This is a genomic window from Streptomyces sp. NPDC004667, assembly GCF_040609475.1.
In the GTDB taxonomy this organism is placed as follows: Bacteria; Actinomycetota; Actinomycetes; order Streptomycetales; family Streptomycetaceae; genus Streptomyces.
This window is the reverse complement of the sequence record NZ_JBEXKC010000114.1, coordinates 1-18,700: the sequence shown is the minus strand read 5'-3', so window position 1 is coordinate 18,700 and position 18,700 is coordinate 1. Positions and strand designations below refer to the sequence as shown.

Annotated in this window: 16 protein-coding genes and 1 pseudogene; 14 read left to right on the top strand and 3 right to left on the bottom strand. The window is 71.7% G+C overall.

All coding sequences use genetic code 11. The features are described from left to right. The 10 genes and pseudogenes from ABZW32_RS35485 to ABZW32_RS35440 form a co-directional block, all read left to right on the top strand. Window positions 1-466 (top strand): annotated as a pseudogene (locus ABZW32_RS35485) (alpha/beta hydrolase); the annotation flags it as partial. A 181-nt stretch (window positions 467-647) separates the two neighbouring features. Continuing rightward, window positions 648-1,337, top strand: coding sequence for a phosphoribosylanthranilate isomerase (locus ABZW32_RS35480; RefSeq protein WP_356224365.1), 690 nt, complete (start codon window positions 648-650; stop codon window positions 1,335-1,337). Between the two features lie 97 nt (window positions 1,338-1,434). Then, window positions 1,435-2,103 (top strand): uracil phosphoribosyltransferase, encoded by a 669-nt coding sequence (gene upp / locus ABZW32_RS35475; RefSeq protein ID WP_356224363.1) that lies wholly within the window; start codon window positions 1,435-1,437, stop codon window positions 2,101-2,103. Continuing rightward, window positions 2,100-3,029, top strand: coding sequence for an EamA family transporter (locus tag ABZW32_RS35470; protein WP_356224362.1), 930 nt, complete (start codon window positions 2,100-2,102; stop codon window positions 3,027-3,029). Before upp ends, ABZW32_RS35470 begins: the two co-directional genes overlap by 4 nt. 166 nt (window positions 3,030-3,195) lie before the next feature. Next, complete coding sequence (locus ABZW32_RS35465) at window positions 3,196-3,429, top strand: tautomerase family protein (protein ID WP_030237957.1); 234 nt, start codon at window positions 3,196-3,198, stop codon at window positions 3,427-3,429. Between the two features lie 10 nt (window positions 3,430-3,439). Further along, complete coding sequence (locus ABZW32_RS35460) at window positions 3,440-4,384, top strand: pseudouridine-5'-phosphate glycosidase (RefSeq protein ID WP_030237956.1); 945 nt, start codon at window positions 3,440-3,442, stop codon at window positions 4,382-4,384. A gap of 68 nt (window positions 4,385-4,452) precedes the next feature. Then, window positions 4,453-5,535, top strand: coding sequence for an alkene reductase (locus ABZW32_RS35455; RefSeq protein WP_356224359.1), 1,083 nt, complete (start codon window positions 4,453-4,455; stop codon window positions 5,533-5,535). A 14-nt stretch (window positions 5,536-5,549) separates the two neighbouring features. Next, a complete protein-coding gene (locus ABZW32_RS35450) occupies window positions 5,550-6,491 on the top strand; it encodes a ribose-phosphate diphosphokinase (protein ID WP_030237951.1) in 942 nt (313 codons plus the stop codon). A gap of 303 nt (window positions 6,492-6,794) precedes the next feature. Beyond that, on the top strand, window positions 6,795-10,646 hold the full coding sequence (locus tag ABZW32_RS35445; RefSeq protein WP_356224357.1) for an amino acid adenylation domain-containing protein: 3,852 nt from the start codon (window positions 6,795-6,797) through the stop codon (window positions 10,644-10,646). 279 nt (window positions 10,647-10,925) lie between these two features. Further along, complete coding sequence (locus tag ABZW32_RS35440; RefSeq protein ID WP_356224355.1) at window positions 10,926-11,729, top strand: AfsR/SARP family transcriptional regulator; 804 nt, start codon at window positions 10,926-10,928, stop codon at window positions 11,727-11,729. Window positions 11,730-11,742: 13 nt separating this feature from the next. Here ABZW32_RS35440 and ABZW32_RS35435 read toward each other — a convergent pair whose 3' ends face one another. Beyond that, entirely contained in the window at window positions 11,743-12,327 is a 585-nt protein-coding gene (locus ABZW32_RS35435; RefSeq protein ID WP_356224353.1) for an NAD(P)H-dependent oxidoreductase, read from the bottom strand. Between the two features lie 219 nt (window positions 12,328-12,546). Here ABZW32_RS35435 and ABZW32_RS35430 point away from each other — a divergent pair, with 219 nt between their 5' ends. Beyond that, complete coding sequence (locus ABZW32_RS35430; RefSeq protein WP_356224351.1) at window positions 12,547-13,284, top strand: SDR family NAD(P)-dependent oxidoreductase; 738 nt, start codon at window positions 12,547-12,549, stop codon at window positions 13,282-13,284. Between the two features lie 39 nt (window positions 13,285-13,323). Here the strand turns inward: ABZW32_RS35430 and ABZW32_RS35425 are convergent, their stop codons facing one another. Both ABZW32_RS35425 and fabG read right to left on the bottom strand, forming a co-directional pair. After that, window positions 13,324-14,301, bottom strand: coding sequence for an aromatase/cyclase (locus tag ABZW32_RS35425; protein WP_356224349.1), 978 nt, complete (start codon window positions 14,299-14,301; stop codon window positions 13,324-13,326). Between the two features lie 73 nt (window positions 14,302-14,374). Next, on the bottom strand, window positions 14,375-15,160 hold the full coding sequence (fabG, locus tag ABZW32_RS35420; protein WP_356224347.1) for a 3-oxoacyl-ACP reductase FabG: 786 nt from the start codon (window positions 15,158-15,160) through the stop codon (window positions 14,375-14,377). A 220-nt stretch (window positions 15,161-15,380) separates the two neighbouring features. Here fabG and ABZW32_RS35415 point away from each other — a divergent pair, with 220 nt between their 5' ends. The 3 genes from ABZW32_RS35415 to ABZW32_RS35405 form a co-directional block, all read left to right on the top strand. Next, window positions 15,381-16,559 (top strand): DegT/DnrJ/EryC1/StrS family aminotransferase, encoded by a 1,179-nt coding sequence (locus ABZW32_RS35415; protein WP_356224345.1) that lies wholly within the window; start codon window positions 15,381-15,383, stop codon window positions 16,557-16,559. After that, a complete protein-coding gene (locus ABZW32_RS35410; RefSeq protein ID WP_356224343.1) occupies window positions 16,556-17,827 on the top strand; it encodes a beta-ketoacyl-[acyl-carrier-protein] synthase family protein in 1,272 nt (423 codons plus the stop codon). The genes ABZW32_RS35415 and ABZW32_RS35410 overlap by 4 nt, the downstream gene beginning before the upstream one ends. Further along, a partial coding sequence (locus tag ABZW32_RS35405; protein WP_356224342.1) for a beta-ketoacyl synthase N-terminal-like domain-containing protein occupies window positions 17,824-18,700 on the top strand: 877 nt, incomplete at its 3' end. The genes ABZW32_RS35410 and ABZW32_RS35405, both read left to right, overlap by 4 nt.

Sequence of the window (18,700 nt, the reverse complement as noted above, 5' to 3'; positions counted from 1 at the left end):
CGTGGACCTGTGCGGGCTCGGCCGGCGCTTCGCCGCGGAGATCGGGCAGCTGCCCGGGGCGGCGGACCTGCGGGGTCAGTGGCGCCGTCACTGGGGGGCGCTCCGGTTCTACCCGCCGGACGCCTTCCGGCAGGGCGCGGAACTGATCCGTCCGGTGCCGGTCCTGGAGGCCCGGGAGACCATGCGGTGGCCGGACATGTATCCCGAGGTCGCGGCCCGGGTGGGGGTTCCGGTCCGCTTCACCTTCGCGGAACAGGAGCTGTGGTGGAGGACCGACGGCGCGGCTCTGGAGGAACTCCTGAGTCCGCTGCCCCGGGCCGCGGAGGCCGTCCGCCAGCCCGATTCCGGCCATAACATCAGTCTCGGCTGGGCCGCCCGCACCTACCACCTGCGGGTCCTCGCCTTCCTGGAGGAGCGCCTGCTCGCCGGCGACGCGGCCCTGACCGCCCCCGTGGCGACGCCCTGACCGATACCTGAACAAGGTTGACGCGGATCTGACATAGAGCCCGTTGACCCGTGGATCGGCATCAATGAGGCTTTTCGTGAGCATCCCGAGACGTGTAACGAATCCGTCATACCGGGGCACGTCACCTCGTTCTGCCTGTACTCGCTTTGATTCATAAGATTCATCCCGAAAAGGAACACACATGAGTGACGTGAAGGACCTGGTCCAGGTCGCCGGCATCATCGACGCCGAGGAGGCCAAGCTGCTGGCCGAGGAGGGCGTCGACTGGTTCGGCTTCCCGCTCCGCCTGCCGTCGGGCAAGGACGACATCTCCGAGGCCGCGGCCACGGAGATCATCGCCGGCCTGACCGCCCCTCAGGAGGGCGTCCTCATCAGCTACATGACGGATGCCGACGAGATCAGCGCGTTCACCACCCAGCTCGGGGTCAAGGCCGTCCAGCTCCACGGCGACGTGGAGCCGGAGCAGCTGCGCAAGCTCAAGGCCAACCGCCCCGACCTCTACGTGCTCAAGAGCCTGGTCGTGAAGGAGGACAACGCCGAGGAGCTGCTCAAGCTCGTCGACGAGGTCGCGGACGTGGTGGACATGTTCATCACCGACACCTTCAACCCGGCCACCGGTGCCAAGGGCGCCACCGGCCTCACCCACGACTGGAACGTCAGCGCCGAACTCGTGCGCCGTTCGCCCAAGCCCCTGATGATGGCCGGCGGACTGAGCCCGGAGAACGTCGCCGACGCGATCCGCTTCGTCAAGCCCGCCGCGGTCGACGCCCACAGCCTCCTGGAGGGCACCGACCGCCGCAAGGACCGCGCCAAGGTCGCGAAGTTCGTGGCCGAGTCGCGCAAGGCGTTCGCCGAGATCGCGGGCTCCTGACCCCGGCACCCCACCACGCGGTTGCGGCCGCCCGGGGCCCCTGGGCCCCGGGCCCGGCCGCAGCCCGTCTCCACCGACCGACGAGAAGCAGGTTCTCATGGCGACCGGCCACCACAACGTCCACCCGCTGCCGCAGACCAACCAGCTCCGGGCCATGCACACGATCATCCGGGACCGCGACGCGTCGCGCGCGGACTTCGTGTTCTACTCCCGGCGCATCATCCGCCTCCTGCTCGAATCGGCCCTCGACCAGCTGCCGTTCGACAAGCAGAAGGTCGTCACGCCGGTCGGCGAGACGTACGAAGGGCTCAAGTTCGTCCCGAAGCTGTGCGCCGTGCCCGTGATCCGGGCCGGTGACTCCATGGTGGACGAGCTGCGCGAGGTCGTGCCGAACATCCGCGTCGGCAAGATCCTCATCCAGCGGAACAAGACCACGAAGCTTCCGCACCTGCTCTACCAGCACCTGCCGGCCGACATCGCGGACCGGCACGTGCTGCTCCTGGAGCCGATGCTCGCCACCGGCGGCAGCGCCAACGCCGCCATCGGCGTGCTGCTCGACGCGGGCGTCCGCGAGGAGAACATCGTCTTCGTCAACTTCCTCGCCGCCCCCGAGGGCATCGCCGCGGTCCACCGCGAGCACCCGGCCATCAAGATCGTCACCTCCTCCGTCGAGGAACGCCTCAACGAGCACGCGTTCATGATCCCGGGCATCGGCGACTTCGGTGACCGCTTCTTCGGCACCACCGACTCCGGAGCCACCCGATGAAGAGCAGCCGCACCCTCGCGGACTCCGCGCTCACGGCGTTGGCGCCGGCGATCTGGGGTTCGACGTACCTGGTCACCACGGAACTGCTGCCCGAGGGACGCCCCCTGCTGGCGGCCGTGCTCCGCGCCCTGCCCGCCGGTCTGGTCCTGGTGCTCTTCGGCCGTACGCTGCCGAAGGGGATCTGGTGGTGGCGGGCCCTGGTCCTGGGCGTCCTGAACATCGGTGCCTTCTTCTACCTGCTCTTCGTCGCCGCCTACCACCTGCCGGGCGGTGTCGCCGCGCTGGTGATGTCCATCCAGCCGATGATCGTGCTGCTGCTCGGAGCCGTCCTGCTGAAGGAGAAGATCCAGCGGATCCACCTGGGCGCCTGTGCGCTCGGCGCGGCCGGTGTGGCGCTGCTGGTCCTCCAGCCGAACGCCGGGCTGAACGCCACCGGTGTCATCGCCGGTCTGCTGGGCGCGCTCAGCATGGCCTCCGGCATCGTGCTGACCAAGCGCTGGGGACGCCCCGAGGGCGTCGGCCTGCTGCCCTTCACGGGCTGGCAGCTGACCGTCGGCGGTCTGGTCCTGCTCCCGATCGCGCTGATCGGCGAGGGCCTGCCCGACGAGATCACCGGCAAGAACGTCTGGGGCTTCCTCTACCTCGGCGTCATCGGGGCCCTGTTCGCCTACGCGATCTGGTTCCGCGGCGTGCAGCGGCTGCCCGCCCTGGCCGTCTCCTTCCTGAGCTTCGCCTCCCCCCTGGCGGCCACCCTGCTCGGCTACTTCGTCCTCGACCAGTCGCTCTCGCCGCTCCAGATCGTCGGAGCGCTGGTCGTCGTCGGCGCGGTGTTCCTGGCCCAGCCGCGGCCGGGCCGCAAGCAGCCGGAGCCCGCGCCCGGGCCCGAGGCGGCCCGCCGGACCCCGCGGGAAGCCGTCGAGGCGTAACGCCCCGACGGCCTCCCGCCCGAGACTCCCCGCCGCCGGCCCCTTCCCCCCTGGGCGCGGGCGGGGAGCGGTGGTGGCACACCGCGGTCTCCCCCGTCCGCGGTGTGCCGCCCACCCCCCCCACAACAGACCAGAACGCGCACCACTCCGTGAGAGGACCGAGACCGTGCCCCACATCCACGTACGGCACTACCCGAGGAACTTCACGGAAGAGCAGCTCAGGGCCATCGACGAAGCGGTCACCGCCGCTGTGACGAGCACCTTCGCCACCGGGGAGGACACCGTCTCGATCTCCCTTGAGCCGGTCACACCGGAGGACTGGGACAGCCAGGTCCTCGCCGAGATAGCGGCCCGCCGGGACGAGCTGATCAAAGCGCCCGGCTACTGGAACGAGAGTTGAGAGAGCCCCGATGAGCGCAAGCAACGGCATCCCCGTCGTCTACACCGAGGAGGTCCGCGAGGCCCTCCACGAGGGCGCGGCCGTCGTCGCCCTGGAGAGCAACGTCATCACGCACGGCCTGCCCTACCCGGACAACGCGGCCACCGCCCGCAAGGTGGAGGACGCCGTACGGGCCGGTGGCGCCGTGCCCGCGACGATCTGCATCGAGGCCGGTGAGATCCGGGTCGGCATGAGCGACTCCGACATCGAGCGCTTCGCCTCCCTGCCGGGCATCCCCAAGGTGTCCAGCCGGGACCTGCCGGTCGTACTGGCACAGGGCGGCCTCGGCGCCACCACCGTGGCCACCTCCGTCGTCGCGGCCGAGCTCGCGGGGATCCCGTTCTTCTCGTCCGCCGGCATCGGCGGCGTGCACCGGGGCGCCCAGGAGACCTGGGACGTGTCCTCGGACCTCATCCAGTTCACCCGCTCCAAGGTCGCCGTCGTCTGCGCGGGCGCGAAGATGATCCTCGACCTCGGTCTGACCCTGGAGTACCTGGAGACGCAGTGCGTCCCCGTCGTCGCCTACCGCTCGGACGACTTCCCCGCCTTCTACTGCCGTACGAGCGGCCACAAGGCGCCCCACCGCCTGGACGACGAGCAGGTCATCGCCCGCGCCGTCGAGGCCCACTGGGCCCTCGGCAACAACAGCTCCTTCCTGATCACCACCCCGGTCAGGGAGGAGGACGCCATCGACTCCACCGAGGTGGACACGGCCATCCGCGCCGCGGTCGCCGAGGCCACCCGTGACGGGGTGTCGGGCCAGGCCATCACCAAGTACCTGATGCGCGCCGTCGACGCGGCGACCGAGGGCCGTTCGGCCAAGGCCAACATGGCCGTCCTCGCCTCCTGCGCCGAGGCGGCCGGCCGCCTCGCCGTCGCCCACTCCCGCCACCTCGCCGAACTCGCGGGCCGCTGACCCGACCGCCCGCAGGCGTTTTCCGTTCCACCACCGCACCACGCGTTGACCTCAGTCTGGAGAGACACATGTCCGAGAAGCTGTTCGAGCCGGTCACCCTGGGGAAGCTGGCCCTGAGCAACCGAGTGGTCATGGCGCCCATGTCCCGCAACCGGGCGACCGCCGAGGGCCTGGCCACCGACCTGATGGCCACCTACTACGGCCAGCGGGCCGGCGCCGGCCTGATCATCACCGAGGGCGCGCAGCCCAGCGCCGTGGGCCAGGGCTTCGGCAACAGCCCGGGTCTGCACACGCAGGAGCAGGCCGAGTCCTGGAAGCCCGTCACCGAGGCCGTGCACGCCGCCGGCGGCAAGATCGTCGTGCAGCTCATGCACGCCGGCCGCATCGGCCACCCCTCGCTGTACCCGAGCGGCCACCAGTCGGTCGCCCCGTCCGCCGTCGCCGCGGCCGGCCAGGCCTACGGCCCCGAGGGCCCGCTCGACTACCCCGAGCCGCGCGCCCTGACGGTCGAGGAGATCGCCGAGGTCGTCAAGGAGCACGCGGACTCCGCCGAGCTCGCCATCGAGGCCGGCTTCGACGGTGTGGAGATCCACGCGGGCAACGGCTTCCTGCTCCACCAGTTCCTGGCGGAGAACAGCAACCAGCGCACCGACCAGTACGGCGGCTCGGTCGAGAACCGCGTCCGCTTCGCGATCGAGGTGATCGAGGCGGTCTCCGAGCGCATCGGCGCCGACCGCGTCGGCGTGCGCATCTCGCCGTCGAACCCGTACAACGACATCGTCGAGGGCGACACCCACGCCCTCTACGAGGCGCTCGTCGCGGCCCTCCCGCCGGTGGCCTTCCTGCACATCCTGGAGGGCGGCAACCGCGACCACATCGCCGCCCTGCGCGCGCAGTGGACCGGCACGATCATCCTGTGCCCGCACCCGGAGAACGGCGTCCCGGTCAACGCCGACATCGCCACCGAGGCGCTGGAGACCGGTGTCGCCTGCGCGGTCGCCTTCGGCTCGGCGTTCCTCGCCAACCCGGACCTGACCGAGCGCATCCGGACCGGCGCCGCCCTGGCGGACGCCGACCAGAGCAAGTTCTACGGCGGCGACCACACCGGTTACACCGACTACCCGACCCTCGCCGAGGCCGGCGCCGCGTGAGCGAGACCGGGCAGATGCTGCTGTTCTCGGGGCGCGCACACCCCGAGCTGGCCGAGGCGATCGCCGCCGAGCTGGGCACGACCCTGGTCCCGACGAAGGCGATCGACTTCGCCAACGGCGAGATCTACATCCGCTACCACGCCTCCGTGCGCGGCGCGGACTGCTTCGTGGTCCAGAGCCACACGGCGCCGATCAACAAGTCGATCATGGAACAGCTGATCATGATCGACGCGCTGAAGCGGGCCTCGGCCCGCAGCATCACCGTGATCCTGCCGTTCTACGGGTACGCCCGCCAGGACCGCAAGCACAGCGGCCGGGAGCCCATCTCGGCCCGCCTGGTGGCGGACCTGCTCAAGACCGCCGGCGCGGACCGGATCCTGACGGTCGACCTGCACGCCGACCAGATCCAGGGGTTCTTCGACGGCCCCGTGGACCACCTCTTCGCCATGCCGGTCCTCGCGGACTACATCGGCTCCAAGGTGGACCGCGAGGACCTCACCGTCGTCTCGCCCGACGCCGGCCGCGTGCGCGTGGCCGACGGCTGGTGCGACCGACTGGGCGCCCCGCTCGCCATCGTCCACAAGCGGCGCGACAAGGACGTGGCCCACCAGGTCACGGCCCACGAGGTGGTCGGCGACGTGCGCGACCGCGTCTGCGTCCTGGTCGACGACATGATCGACACCGGCGGCACCATCTGCGCCGCGGCCGACGCCCTCTTCGCCCAGGGGGCGAAGGACGTCATCGTGGCGGCCACGCACGGGGTGCTCTCCGGCCCCGCCGCGGACCGGCTGAAGAACTCGCGCGTCAGCGAGTTCGTCTTCACGGACACCCTGCCGGTGCCCGGGGCGCTCGGACTGGACAAGGTCACCGTCCTGTCCATCGCCCCGCTCATCGCCGGAGCCTCTCGCGAGGTCTTCGAGAACGGATCAGTGACCCGGCTCCTCCAGAGCCGGTGAACGCCCGGACGGACGGGCCGACGGGGGCCCGTCCGTCCGTTGGGGGAGGGCGGCCGCACGCACCGCGCCGTTCCGGTCATCCCGGGTGGTGAGGCTCCGGCCTCGCGCCCTCGTTCTTCGGTTTTCCCGGCCGGACGCAGCTCCGGCCGCCGACGCCCCCCGCGCCGGGCGTCCGCCTCCGGGCGGACGCGCCCCCCGCGCGGGTGAGGTGTCGCATCGCGGGCTCACCGACACACCGGGGCCCGGTGCGGGGGCGTTTCGCACGCGCCCGTTGCTCCACGACGGAACGTAAGGAAGCGGGAAATGACTCTTCAGGAGACCAGCGTGCTCGAGCCCACCCTGCGCGGCACCACCACGTTGCCCGACCTGCTGGCGAAGCGGGTCGCGGAGCACCCCGAGGCGACCGCCGTCGCCTACCGGGACGAGAAGCTCACCTACCGCGAGCTGGCGTCCAGAAGCTCCGCCCTCGCCGAGTACCTCAGACACCTCGGGGTCTCGACGGACGACTGCGTCGGCCTCTTCGTCGAGCCGTCCATCGACCTGATGGTCGGCGCCTGGGGCATCCTGTCCGCCGGCGCCGCCTACCTGCCGCTGTCCCCGGAGTACCCCGAGGACCGGCTGCGCTACATGATCGAGAACAGCCAGGCGAAGATCATCCTGGCGCAGCAGCGCCTGGTCTCCCGCCTGCGCGAGCTCGCCCCGCAGGACGTCAGGGTCGTCACCCTGCGCGAGTCCGAGGCGTTCGTCCTGCCCGAGGGCCAGGCGGCCCCGGCCATCGAGGGCGCCCGCCCCGACAGCCTCGCGTACGTCATCTACACCTCCGGCAGCACGGGCAAGCCGAAGGGCGTGATGATCGAGCACCACAGCATCGTCAGCCAGCTCGGCTGGCTGCGCGAGACCTACGCCATCGACCGCAGCAAGACCATCCTGCAGAAGACCCCGATGAGCTTCGACGCCGCCCAGTGGGAGATCCTCTCCCCGGCCAACGGCACCACCGTCGTCATGGGCGCCCCCGGCGTCTACGCCGACCCCGAGGGCCTCATCGAGACCATCGTCAAGTACGGCGTGACCACCCTGCAGTGCGTCCCCACCCTGCTCCAGGGCCTGCTCGACACCGAGAGGTTCCCCGAGTGCACCTCCCTGGAGCAGATCTTCAGCGGCGGCGAGGCCCTCTCGCGCCTGCTGGCGATCCAGACCACGCAGGAGATGCCCGGCCGCGCCCTGATCAACGTCTACGGGCCGACCGAGTGCACCATCAACTCCTCCTCGTACGCGGTCGACCCCGCCGAGCTGGACGAGGCGCCGCAGTCCATCTCCATCGGCGCCCCGGTGGCCGACACCGAGTACCACATCCTCGGCAAGGAGGACCTCAAGCCCGTCGGCGTCGGGGAGATCGGCGAGCTGTACATCGGCGGCGGCCAGCTGGCGCGCGGCTACCTGCACCGCCCCGACCTGACCGCCGAGCGCTTCCTGGAGATCGAGGTCACCGAGGGCGCCGGGCCCGTCCGCCTGTACAAGACGGGCGACCTGGGCCAGTGGAACCCGGACGGCACCGTGCAGTTCGCCGGCCGCGCCGACAACCAGGTCAAGCTGCGCGGTTACCGCGTCGAGCTGGACGAGATATCCCTGGCGATCGAGAACCACGACTGGGTGCGCAACGCCGCCGTCATCGTCAAGAACGACGGCCGCACCGGCTTCCAGAACCTCATCGCCTGCGTCGAGCTGAGCGAGAAGGAAGCCGCCCTGATGGACCAGGGCAACCACGGCTCCCACCACGCCTCGAAGAAGAGCAAGCTCCAGGTCAAGGCGCAGCTGTCCAACCCGGGCCTGCGCGACGACGCCGACCTCGCCGCCCGCGTCGCCTACGACCTGCCGGGCGCCGAGCCGACCCCCGAGCAGCGCAGCCGGGTCTTCGCCCGCAAGACGTACCGCTTCTACGAGGGCGGCGCGGTCACCGAGGCCGACCTGCTGGCGCTCCTCGGCGGACAGGTCCCCGCGGCCTACTCGCGCAAGGCCGCCGACCTGGCGCCCGCCGAACTGGGCCAGATCCTGCGCTGGTTCGGCCAGTACCTCAGCGAGGAGCGGCTGCTGCCCAAGTACGGCTACGCCTCCCCGGGCGCGCTGTACGCGACGCAGCTGTACTTCGAGCTGGAGGGCGTCGGCGGGCTCCAGCCGGGCTACTACTACTACCAGCCGCAGCGCCACCAGCTGGTCCTGATCGGCGAGAAGGCCGCCACCGGCAAGCCCACCGCGCACATCCACTTCATCGGCAAGCGCGGCGGCATCGAGCCGGTCTACAAGAACAACATCCAGGAGGTCCTGGAGATCGAGACCGGCCACATCGTCGGCCTCTTCGAGCAGGTGCTGCCGGCCTACGGCCTCGACATCCGCGACCTGGCCTGGGAGCCGGCCGTCCGCGACCTGCTGGACGTGCCCGAGGAGGACTTCTACCTGGGCACCTTCGAGCTGGTCCCGCACGCGGGCCGGCGCGAGGACCACGCCGAGGTCTACGTCCAGACCCACGGCGGCAAGGTCGCGAACCTCCCCGAGGGCCAGTACCGCTACGCGGACGGCGCGCTCACCCGCTTCTCGGACGACATCGTCCTCAAGAAGCAGGTCATCGCGATCAACCAGTCGGTGTACCAGGCCGCCAGCTTCGGCATCTCGGTGATCAGCCGCGCCCCCGAGGAGTGGATGCACTACGTCACCCTCGGCAAGAAGCTCCAGCACCTGATGATGAACGGCCTCGGCCTGGGCTTCATGTCCTCGGGCTACAGCTCGAAGACCGGCAACCCGCTGCCGGCCTCCCGCCGGATCGACTCCGTCCTGCAGGCGAACGGCGTCGAGAGCGGTCCGTCGTACTTCTTCGTCGGCGGCCGGGTCAGCGACGAGCAGCTCGGCCACGAGGGCATGCGCGAGGACAGCGTCCACATGCGCGGTCCGGCGGAGCTCATCCGTGACGACCTCGTCAGCTTCCTGCCGGACTACATGATCCCGAACCGGGTCGTGGTGTTCGAGCGGCTGCCGCTGTCCGCCAACGGCAAGATCGACGTGAAGGCGCTGGCCGTCTCCGACCAGGTCAACGCCGAGCTCGTGGAGCGCCCCTTCGTCGCCCCGCGCACCGAGACCGAGAAGGAGATCGCGGAGGTCTGGGCCAAGTCCCTGCGCCGCGAGAGCGTTTCGGTCCAGGACGACTTCTTCGAGTCGGGCGGCAACTCGCTGATCGCCGTCGGCCTCATCCGCGAGCTCAACTCGCGCCTGGGCGTCTCCCTGCCGCTGCAGTCGGTCCTGGAGTCCCCGACGGTCGAGAAGCTCTCCCGCCGCCTGGAGCGCGAGGTCGCGCAGGAGTCCTCCCGGCTGGTGCGCCTGCACGCCGAGACCGGCAAGGACCGCCCGGTGCTGTGCTGGCCGGGCCTGGGCGGCTACCCGATGAACCTGCGCACCCTGGCCGGCGAGATCGGCCTCGGTCGCTCGTTCTACGGCATCCAGGCGCACGGGATCAACGAGGGCGAGGCCCCGTACGCGACCATCACGGAGATGGCCAAGGCCGACATCGAGGCCATCAAGGAGCTCCAGCCGAAGGGCCCCTACACCCTGTGGGGCTACTCCTTCGGGGCCCGCGTCGCCTTCGAGACCGCCTACCAGCTGGAGCAGGCGGGCGAGAAGGTCGACAACCTCTTCCTGATCGCCCCGGGCTCGCCGACCGTGCGCGCCGAGAACGGCAAGGTGTACGGCCGGGAGGCGTCCTTCGCCAACCGCGCCTACACGACGATCCTCTTCTCGGTGTTCACCGGCACCATTTCGGGACCGGACCTGGAAAGGTGCCTGGAATCCGCCACGGACGAGGAGTCCTTCGCCGGGTTCATCAGCGAGCTGAAGGGAATCGACGTCGACCTGGCGAAGCGGATCATCTCGGTCGTGGGCCAGACCTACGAATTCGAGTACTCGTTCCGTGAGCTGGCCGAGCGCACGCTCGACGCGCCGGTGACCATTTTCAAGGCCCGCGGCGACGACTACTCGTTCATCGAGAACAGCAACGGCTATTCCGCCGAGCCGCCGACGGTCATCGACCTCGACGCCGACCACTACAGCCTGCTCCGTACCCCGGACATCGGCGAGCTGGTCAAGCACATCCGGTACCTGCTCGGAGAGTAAGGGAGAGCCGGTCACCGAACACGGCCGCCCCGTCGGAGAAATCCGGCGGGGCGGCCGTTTTTTTGCGTTTCCGGACGCGTGCGGCAGGAAGCTGCGAAAAGCATTCCGAATTCTGACGCAAGTTGACGGCGCCCTGACATCCGGCCGGTTGACGTGCGTCTGAGGACTGGAAGAGACTTCTTATAATCCAGGCGGACCGCCCCCCCATCACCGCATAGCCGACTCCGTCGACGACCGTTCGGAAATTGCCGCCGTCTTTCTGACGAGGAGTTATCACCCATGCGTTTCCAGCTCATCGGACCATTCGAGATCGTCACGGACGACGGCAGGACCCACCGGCCCGGTACCCCCAAGGTCTGCCAGACGCTGGCCCTGCTGCTGACACGGCCGGGTGAGATCGTGACGGCCGACGCGCTCATCCAGGAGCTGTGGGGCGAGACGCCTCCGCGCAGCGCCGTCACGACGCTCCAGACGTACGTCTACCACGCCCGCCGGATGTTCGCGCAGGAGGAACTGGCACCGGCCGGCCGCTGCCTGATCGTCACCAGCCCGCCCGGCTACTCGATCCAGGTGGACGACGACGAGATCGACATCCGGGTCTTCGAGAAGCTCGTCTCGCGGGCCCGGGCCGAGCTGGCGGCGGACGAACCCCTCACCGCGCTGGGCACCGTCCGCGAGGCGCTCGACCTGTGGCGCGGGCCGGCCCTGTCGGGTATTCCGACCGGCGACGCGCTGAGCGGCCACGTCGTCCACCTGGAGGAGCTGCGCATCCGGGCCTTCGAGATCCGCATCGCCTGCGAGGAACAGCTGGGCTGGCACCGCGAGTCCATCCCCGAGCTGCGCCGGCTGACCAACGACTACCCGCTCAACGAGTGGTTCCACAGCCGGCTCATCGGCACCCTGGGCGCCGCCGGGCGGCGCGCGGAGGCCCTCCAGGCCTACCAGAAGGTCCGCCGGCTCCTCGCCGACGAGCTGGGGCTGGAGCCGTCGCGGGAGCTCAAGCAGCTCCAGGCGCGACTGCTGGCCCCCGTGCAGGTACCGCCGCAGGCCGCGGCACCGGTCCCGGTGCGCTCGGGGGTCTGACCGCGGGCCGCGCTCAGCCCCCGTACGGACGCGCGGTGCGCCCCTCGCGCAGGGTGACGCCCCACCAGGCGAGCTGGTCCAGCAGGACGGACGCGGCCTTGCGGCTGCCGTCCTCGTCGTAGGGGCGGCCCTCCTCGTCGAACCTCTCCCAGGCGTTGTGGAAGCTGACGGTGTCGCGCATCGTGACGGCGTGCAGTTCGGCGAAGACCTGCCGCAGCTGCTCGACGGCGCGGTGGCCGCCGGCCATCCCGCCGTAGGAGACGAAGCCGACCGGTTTGGCCCGCCAGCCGGCGTAGACGTGGTCCAGGGCCAGCTTGAGCGAGGCCGGGTAGCCGTGGTTGTACTCCGGGGTGACCACCACGAACGCGTCCAGGGCCGCGACCCGTTCGGCGAGGCGGGGGGTCACGCCGGGCGCCGGCGGTCCGAGGGTGAGCGTGAGCTCCTCGACGAGTTCCGGTTCGGCCAGGTCGATGACGTGGAACTCCATGTCCTCGCGGCCGGCGGCCTCGGAGAGGAACCAGCGGGAGACGGTGTCGGCGAAGCGGCCGGTGCGGACGCTGGCGATCAGGACGCCTACCTTGAGCGGGCTGACGGACATGGGAGTACCTCTTCCACCGGGTGACTGGGGGGCCTCGCGGCCCGGTGATCCAGAACCTATGACCTCAAGTCGACTTGAGGTCAACCGATGGTCGGAAGGGTCCGCGGCCGCCGGACCGGGCCCTCACGCCGTCCCCCACGCCGTCCCTCCAGTGGCCCGAGACGGCACCGGCGGAAGCTGGACGCGCAACGGGCGTCGGAGAAGGAACGGGGGCAACGGGTGGAACTCGACGGCAGGGTGGCCGTGGTCACCGGCGGGACGAAGGGCCTGGGGCTCAGGATCACCGAGGCGTTCGTCGCCGAGGGAGCCCGGGTCGTCGTCGCCGCCCGGGGGGTGGAGGGCGCGCGGGAGGCCCTGGCGCCCCTCGGGGACCGTGCCGTCTTCCACCGGGCCGACGTACGCGACCCGGAGTCCGTACGGGCGCTGATGGACGGCGCCGCCGAGCGGTTCGGCGGGATCGACGTCCTGGTGGCCAACGCGGGAGTGAGCCGCCCCGGGCCCCTGGCTGGGCTGTCGGCCGGAGACTGGGCCGAAGTGGTCGACACCAACCTGGGGGGCCTCTTCCACTGCGTCCGGGCGGCGGTGCCGCACCTGGAGCGCAGCCCGGCGGGCCGGATCATCGCCCTGTCCTCCGCCCTGGCCTCCCGCCCCACACCGGGCGCCGCCCCGTACTGCGCCACCAAGGCGGCGGTGGAGATGTTCAGCAAGGTGGCCGCGCTGGAGCTGGCCCCCAAGGGCATCACCGTCAACTGCCTGTCGCCCGGGTTCATCGACGAGGGCATGGGCCGGCGGCTGAAGCAGAACCCGCAGGTGTGGAGCCGGTACGCGCCCAAGGTCTCGGTGGGCCGGATGGGCCGGGGCGAGGAGGTCGCCGGCGCCGCCGTCTACCTCGCGGGGCCGGGCGCCTCCTACGTCAACGGCCACGTCCTGGAGGTCAACGGAGGCCTGGGCTGGTGACCCGGCCGGGGCCGGACCGCGGGCCGGGCCCCGGACCCCTCAGACCCCGGCGCGGCGCTCGGCGAACCGTCGGTTCCGGGCCTGCGCGAAGTCCCGGGCGTGGTGCAGGGTCGCCGTGCTGTTGGTGCTCAGCGCCGTGCGCACGTAGGCGCGGGCGTCCTCCACCGTCGCGGCGGGGCCCAGCACCCGCGCGATGTTGGCGGTGTTGAGGGTGACCGTGTGCTGGGAGGAGGCCAGGACCCCGCCGTCGCCGTCCTCGGCGAAGGTCCAGTACCCCGTGTGCAGGCTCATCAGCGCGGGCAGGGTCGTCTGCTTGTAGGCGATCCGCTCGTACGGGAAGGTCACCCGGTAGGACTTGGTGGTGTGCACCGAGCCGTCCTTCGCACGGGTGTCCATCTCCAGCTCCTGGAGGCCGGGGGTGTCCTCGGTGAGCCGGACGACCGCCACGTGGGGCAGCCGCTCGGGCCACAGGTCCGCCTCGTTGACGAAGTCGAAGAGGTCCGAGGCGCGGCCTTCGACGCGCACGGTGTCCTCGAAGGAGAAGGTCAGGTCCTCGGTGGCGTGGGCGCGCTCGACGTTGGTCCTGAGCGCGTCCAGCTCGGAGCGGGAGTTGCGGTCGACGGCCCGGTCGATCCAGGCCAGGCTCTCGGGGTCGTCGTCGACGGCCCGGTAGTCGTGCAGCAGCCGCACCCGCGAGGAGGCCGGCGACAGCGGCTCGATGATCCACGTCCCGCCCATGGCGGCGACCGGCGGGGCGGGCACCTCCTGGCGGAAGGTGATCGTCAGCCGCTCCGGGTCCAGGGTCCGCCGGGAGGTCCAGTTCTTGGGTTCGCCGTTGGCGGTGGCCCAGATGCGGATGCGCTCCTCGTTCCCGCCGAGCGGGGTGTGGTCCACGTAGATGGTCGGGGGGAAGATCCGCGGCCAGTTGCGGACCTCGGCGATCAGGCGGTACACGGCGGCGGCCGGGGCGGAGACCGTGATCTCGTGCTCCACTTCGCGGGGGCCGGGCTGCGGCATGGTCGTGCTCCTCGGGATCGGGGTTCGTGATCGGGTGCGTCCGGCCGCACGCGCGGGCGTACGGGGACGGGGCTCAGAAGTTGCCGAGGCCGCCGCAGACGTTGAGGGCCTGCGAGGTGATGGAGGCGGCCGTGTCGGAGGCGAGGTAGCCCACCAGCCCGGCGACCTCCTGCGGGGTCGAGTAGCGGCCGAGCGGGATCTTCGCCCGGAACTTCTCCAGCACCGCCTCCTCGGAGGTGCCGTAGGCGGCGGCGTAGCCCTGGCGCACCCGCTCGGCCATCGGGGTCTCGACGTAGCCGGGGCAGACGGCGTTGACGGTGATGCCCGTCGGGGCCAGCTCGTTGCCCAGCGCCTTGGTGAAGCCGACCACGCCGTGCTTGGACGCCGAGTAGGGGGCGCCCAGGACCACGCCCTGCTTGCCCGCGGTGGAGGCGATGTTGATGATGCGGCCGCGGTCCTTGGCCCGCAGGCCGCCGGTGTTCAGGGCCTCCTTGGTGACCCGGAAGACACTGGTCAGGTTGGTCTCGATGACGTCGTCCCACAGCTCGTCCGCGAGGTCGGCGGTGACCCCGCCGCCCGAGCGTCCGGCGTTGTTGACGACGACGTCGAGGGTGCCGAAACGGGCCACGGCCGCCTCGATCCACGCCCGGACGCCCTCGCCGCTGCGGACGTCGACGCTCGCGCCGTCCACCTCCAGGCCCTCGGCGGTGAGCTCCTTCACGGTCCGCTCGACGTTCTGCGCGTCCCGGGCACCGATGAAGACCCGGTGTCCCGACGCGGCGAGCGTACGGGCCACCTCCAGCCCGATCCCGCTGGTCGCCCCGGTGACGACGGCAACACGCTTGGTCTGGTCCGGCATGAGAACTCCTCGGCGAAATCGACGGGTGGCGCACGCGGAGACTCCGGTACGGCGGTGGAGGGGGGCTCGAAGGGCCCTGGTACCCGGCGCGCACCGGCCCCGGCCGGACCCGCTCCCGCGCCCCGGGCGCCCCGCGCACGGCCGCCGGACCACCGGCTCTCCATCAGCGGTCGAGCGGGTGTCCACAAGCTCGACGCGACACCGCACGCGAGAGGCGACCATGATCAATCTCTTCCAGCCGCAGGTCGGAGCTGAGGAACTCGACGCGGTCGCCGGGGTGTTCGAGGACCGGCGGCTGGGCAACGGACGACGCACCGAGGCCTTCGAGGCGGCCTTCGCCGCCCACCTGGGCGTCCCCACGGGCCACACCGTGTTCACCAGCTCGGGCGCCACCGCACTGCACCTGGCCATGGAGACCCTCGGCCTGCGCCCCGGCGACGAGGTCGTCCTGCCCTCGATCGGCGTCCCCGCCACCGCCGAGGCCATCGCCGCGCGCGGCGGCCGGCCGGTCTTCTGCGACGTGGACCGGCGCGGCCTCAACCCCTCCCTGGAGGACATCGAGGTCCACCTCGGCGACCGCACCCGGGCGGTGCTGCTGCTGCACTACGGAGGCCGGGCCGGCGACGTCGTACGGATCGCCGCCCGCTGCCGCGAACTCGGCGTCGTCCTCATCGAGGACGGCTCCTGCTCCCTGGCCTCCCGGGTCGGCGACCGTCCCGCCGGCACCTTCGGCGACCTCGCCGTCTGGAGCTTCGACGCGGGCCGGGTCCTGGTCACCGGCGACGGGGGCATGGTCTACGCCAAGGACCCCGAGCGGGCCGCCCGCACCCGCCACCTCGCCCGCCACGGCCTGGTCCGCGCCAGCGGCTTCGGCCACGGCACGCCGCCCGGCGGGCCGGGCGAACCGGACCTGCCCGAATACGGCCGCGGCATCCTCGGCAACGACCTGACCGCCGCCATCGGCTCCGTACAGCTGCGCCGGCTCCCGGAGATGATCGAACGGCGCAAGGAGATCGCGGGCCGGTACGACCGGCTGCTCGAAGGGACCGAGGGGCTGCTCACGCCGCCGCCGCTGCCCGAGGGCCACCGGTCCACCGAGTGCCTCTACTGGGTGCAGATGGACCCGGCCATCCGCGCCGGGGTCGTCGCCGACCTCCTCGCCGAGGAGATCTACACCACCTCCCACCACGCCCCCCTGCACCGGTTCCCGGCCGAGGACCCCGAGGAGGCGCCGGCCACGCTCCCCTCCTGCGACTGGGCGGTCGACCGCACCGTGCGCCTGCCCCTGCACCCGGGTCTGACCGACGCCGACGTACGCACCGTCACCGACGCCCTGCGCGCGTCGGTGCGGGCCCGGCACCGCACCGAAGAAGGACTCACCGTGAAGGACACCCCATGAGCCGCCGCGTCGTCATCACCGGGATCGGCGTCGTCGCGCCCGGGGGAGTGGGCACCGGGCAGTTCTGGGCCCGGCTCACCTCCGGGCGCACCGCCACCCGCGCCATCAGCCTCTTCGACGCCACCGGGTACCGCTCCCGGATCGCGGCCGAGGTCGACTTCGACCCGCTCGCCCACGGGTTCACCCCCGAGGAGGCCGCGCGCCTGGACCGGGCCGCGCAGTTCGCCCTCGTCGCCGCCGACGAGGCCCTCCTCGACAGCGGCCTGGACACCTCGGCGCTGGACCCGGCCCGTACCGGGGTCTCCCTGGGCAGCGCCGTCGGCTGCACCACCGGCCTGGACACCGAGTACGACGCCGTCAGCCGGGGCGGATCCACCTGGCAGGTCGACCACACCCTCGCCGTCCCGCACCTGTTCGACTACTTCGTGCCCAGCTCGCTCGCGGCCGAGGTGGCCTGGCGGGTGTCGGCACAGGGGCCCGTCGCCCTCGTCTCCACCGGCTGCACCTCGGGGCTGGACTCCATCGGGCACGCCGTCGAGCTGATCCGCGAGGGCAGCGCCGACGTGATGGTCACCGGGGCCACCGAGGCCCCCGTCTCCCCCATCACCGTCGCCTGCTTCGACGCCATCAAGGCCACCTCCCCGAACAACGACGACCCGGAGAGCGCCTCCCGCCCCTTCGACGCCACCCGCAACGGGTTCGTCCTCGGCGAGGGCTCGGCCGTCCTGGTCCTGGAGGAGCTGGAGAGCGCCCGCCGGCGCGGCGCGACCGTCTACGCGGAGATCGCCGGTTTCGCCAGCCGCGGCAACGCCTACCACATGACCGGGCTGCGCTCCGAAGGCGTCGAGATGGCCGAGGCGATCACCGTCGCCCTCGACGAGGCCCGCCTCGACCCCACCGCCGTCGACTACGTCAACGCGCACGGCTCGGGCACCAAGCAGAACGACCGCCACGAGACGGCCGCCTTCAAGCGCAGCCTCGGCGAGCACGCCCACACGGTCCCGGTCAGCTCCATCAAGTCGATGATCGGCCACTCGCTCGGCGCGATCGGCTCCCTGGAGGTGGCCGCCAGCGCCCTGGCCATCGCGCACCACACGGTCCCCCCGACCGCCAACCTGCGCACCCCGGACCCCCTGTGCGACCTGGACTACGTCCCGCTGACCGCCCGGGAGCACCGCACCGACACGGTGCTGAGCGTCGGCAGCGGCTTCGGCGGCTTCCAGAGCGCCATGATCCTGACCCGCCCGCGCCTGGGAGATGCCGCATGACCACGGACACCGCCACCGCCCCCGGGACCACCACCGCCCCCGCCGCCGGTCCCGGGACCGGGCCGGCCGCGCCCGTCGTCACCGGTATCGGCGTCACCGCCCCCAACGGGCTGGGCACCGAGGCCTGGTGGGCCGCGGTGCTGCGCGGCGAGAGCGGCATCCGCCCGCTCACCCGCTTCGAGCCCGACCGGTACCCGGCCAGGCTGGCGGGCGAGGTCCGCGACTTCGACGCCGCCGACCACCTCCCCGGCCGGCTCCTGCCGCAGACCGACCACGTGACCCGGCTCGCGCTCACCGCGGCCGACGAGGCCCTCGCCGACGCCGGCGTGGACCCGGCCGCCCTGCCCGACTACGCGGCGGGCGTCATCACCGCCAGCTCCGCGGGCGGCTACGAGTTCGGCCAGCGCGAGCTCCAGGCGCTGTGGAGCAAGGGCAGCCAGTACGTCAGCGCCTACCAGTCCTTCGCCTGGTTCTACGCCGTCAACAGCGGCCAGATCTCCATCAGGAACGGCCTGCGCGGCCCCAACAGCGTCCTGGTCAGCGAGCAGGCCGGCGGCCTCGACGCGGTGGCCCAGGCCCGACGCCAGCTCCGCAAGGGCACCCGGCTCCTCGTCACCGGCGGCATGGACTCCTCGCTCTGCCCCTGGGGCTGGGCCGCCCACCTCGCCGGCGGCGAACTCAGCACCCGCGAGGACCCGCGCCGGGCCTACCTGCCCTTCTCCGCCGACGCCGACGGGCACGTGGTCGGTGAGGGCGGCGCCCTGCTGATCCTGGAGGACGCCGCCGCCGCCCGCGAACGCGGCGCCACCGGCTACGGAACGGTGGCCGGGTACGCCGCCACCTTCGACCCCCGGCCCGGCACGGGCGGTACCC

Excerpts from the sequence above, each read along its gene's own strand:
- ABZW32_RS35410 (WP_356224343.1), top strand. The coding sequence starts at position 16,556 with ATGAGCCGCCGCGTCGTCATCACCGGGATCGGCGTCGTCGCGCCCGGG.
- upp (WP_356224363.1), top strand. The coding sequence starts at position 1,435 with ATGGCGACCGGCCACCACAACGTCCACCCGCTGCCGCAGACCAACCAG.
- ABZW32_RS35445 (WP_356224357.1), top strand. The coding sequence starts at position 6,795 with ATGACTCTTCAGGAGACCAGCGTGCTCGAGCCCACCCTGCGCGGCACC.
- fabG (WP_356224347.1), bottom strand. The coding sequence starts at position 15,160 with ATGCCGGACCAGACCAAGCGTGTTGCCGTCGTCACCGGGGCGACCAGC.
- ABZW32_RS35470 (WP_356224362.1), top strand. The coding sequence starts at position 2,100 with ATGAAGAGCAGCCGCACCCTCGCGGACTCCGCGCTCACGGCGTTGGCG.
- ABZW32_RS35460 (WP_030237956.1), top strand. The coding sequence starts at position 3,440 with ATGAGCGCAAGCAACGGCATCCCCGTCGTCTACACCGAGGAGGTCCGC.
- ABZW32_RS35480 (WP_356224365.1), top strand. The coding sequence starts at position 648 with ATGAGTGACGTGAAGGACCTGGTCCAGGTCGCCGGCATCATCGACGCC.
- ABZW32_RS35440 (WP_356224355.1), top strand. The coding sequence starts at position 10,926 with ATGCGTTTCCAGCTCATCGGACCATTCGAGATCGTCACGGACGACGGC.
- ABZW32_RS35435 (WP_356224353.1), bottom strand. The coding sequence starts at position 12,327 with ATGTCCGTCAGCCCGCTCAAGGTAGGCGTCCTGATCGCCAGCGTCCGC.
- ABZW32_RS35415 (WP_356224345.1), top strand. The coding sequence starts at position 15,381 with ATGATCAATCTCTTCCAGCCGCAGGTCGGAGCTGAGGAACTCGACGCG.
- ABZW32_RS35425 (WP_356224349.1), bottom strand. The coding sequence starts at position 14,301 with ATGCCGCAGCCCGGCCCCCGCGAAGTGGAGCACGAGATCACGGTCTCC.
- ABZW32_RS35450 (WP_030237951.1), top strand. The coding sequence starts at position 5,550 with ATGCTGCTGTTCTCGGGGCGCGCACACCCCGAGCTGGCCGAGGCGATC.
- ABZW32_RS35455 (WP_356224359.1), top strand. The coding sequence starts at position 4,453 with ATGTCCGAGAAGCTGTTCGAGCCGGTCACCCTGGGGAAGCTGGCCCTG.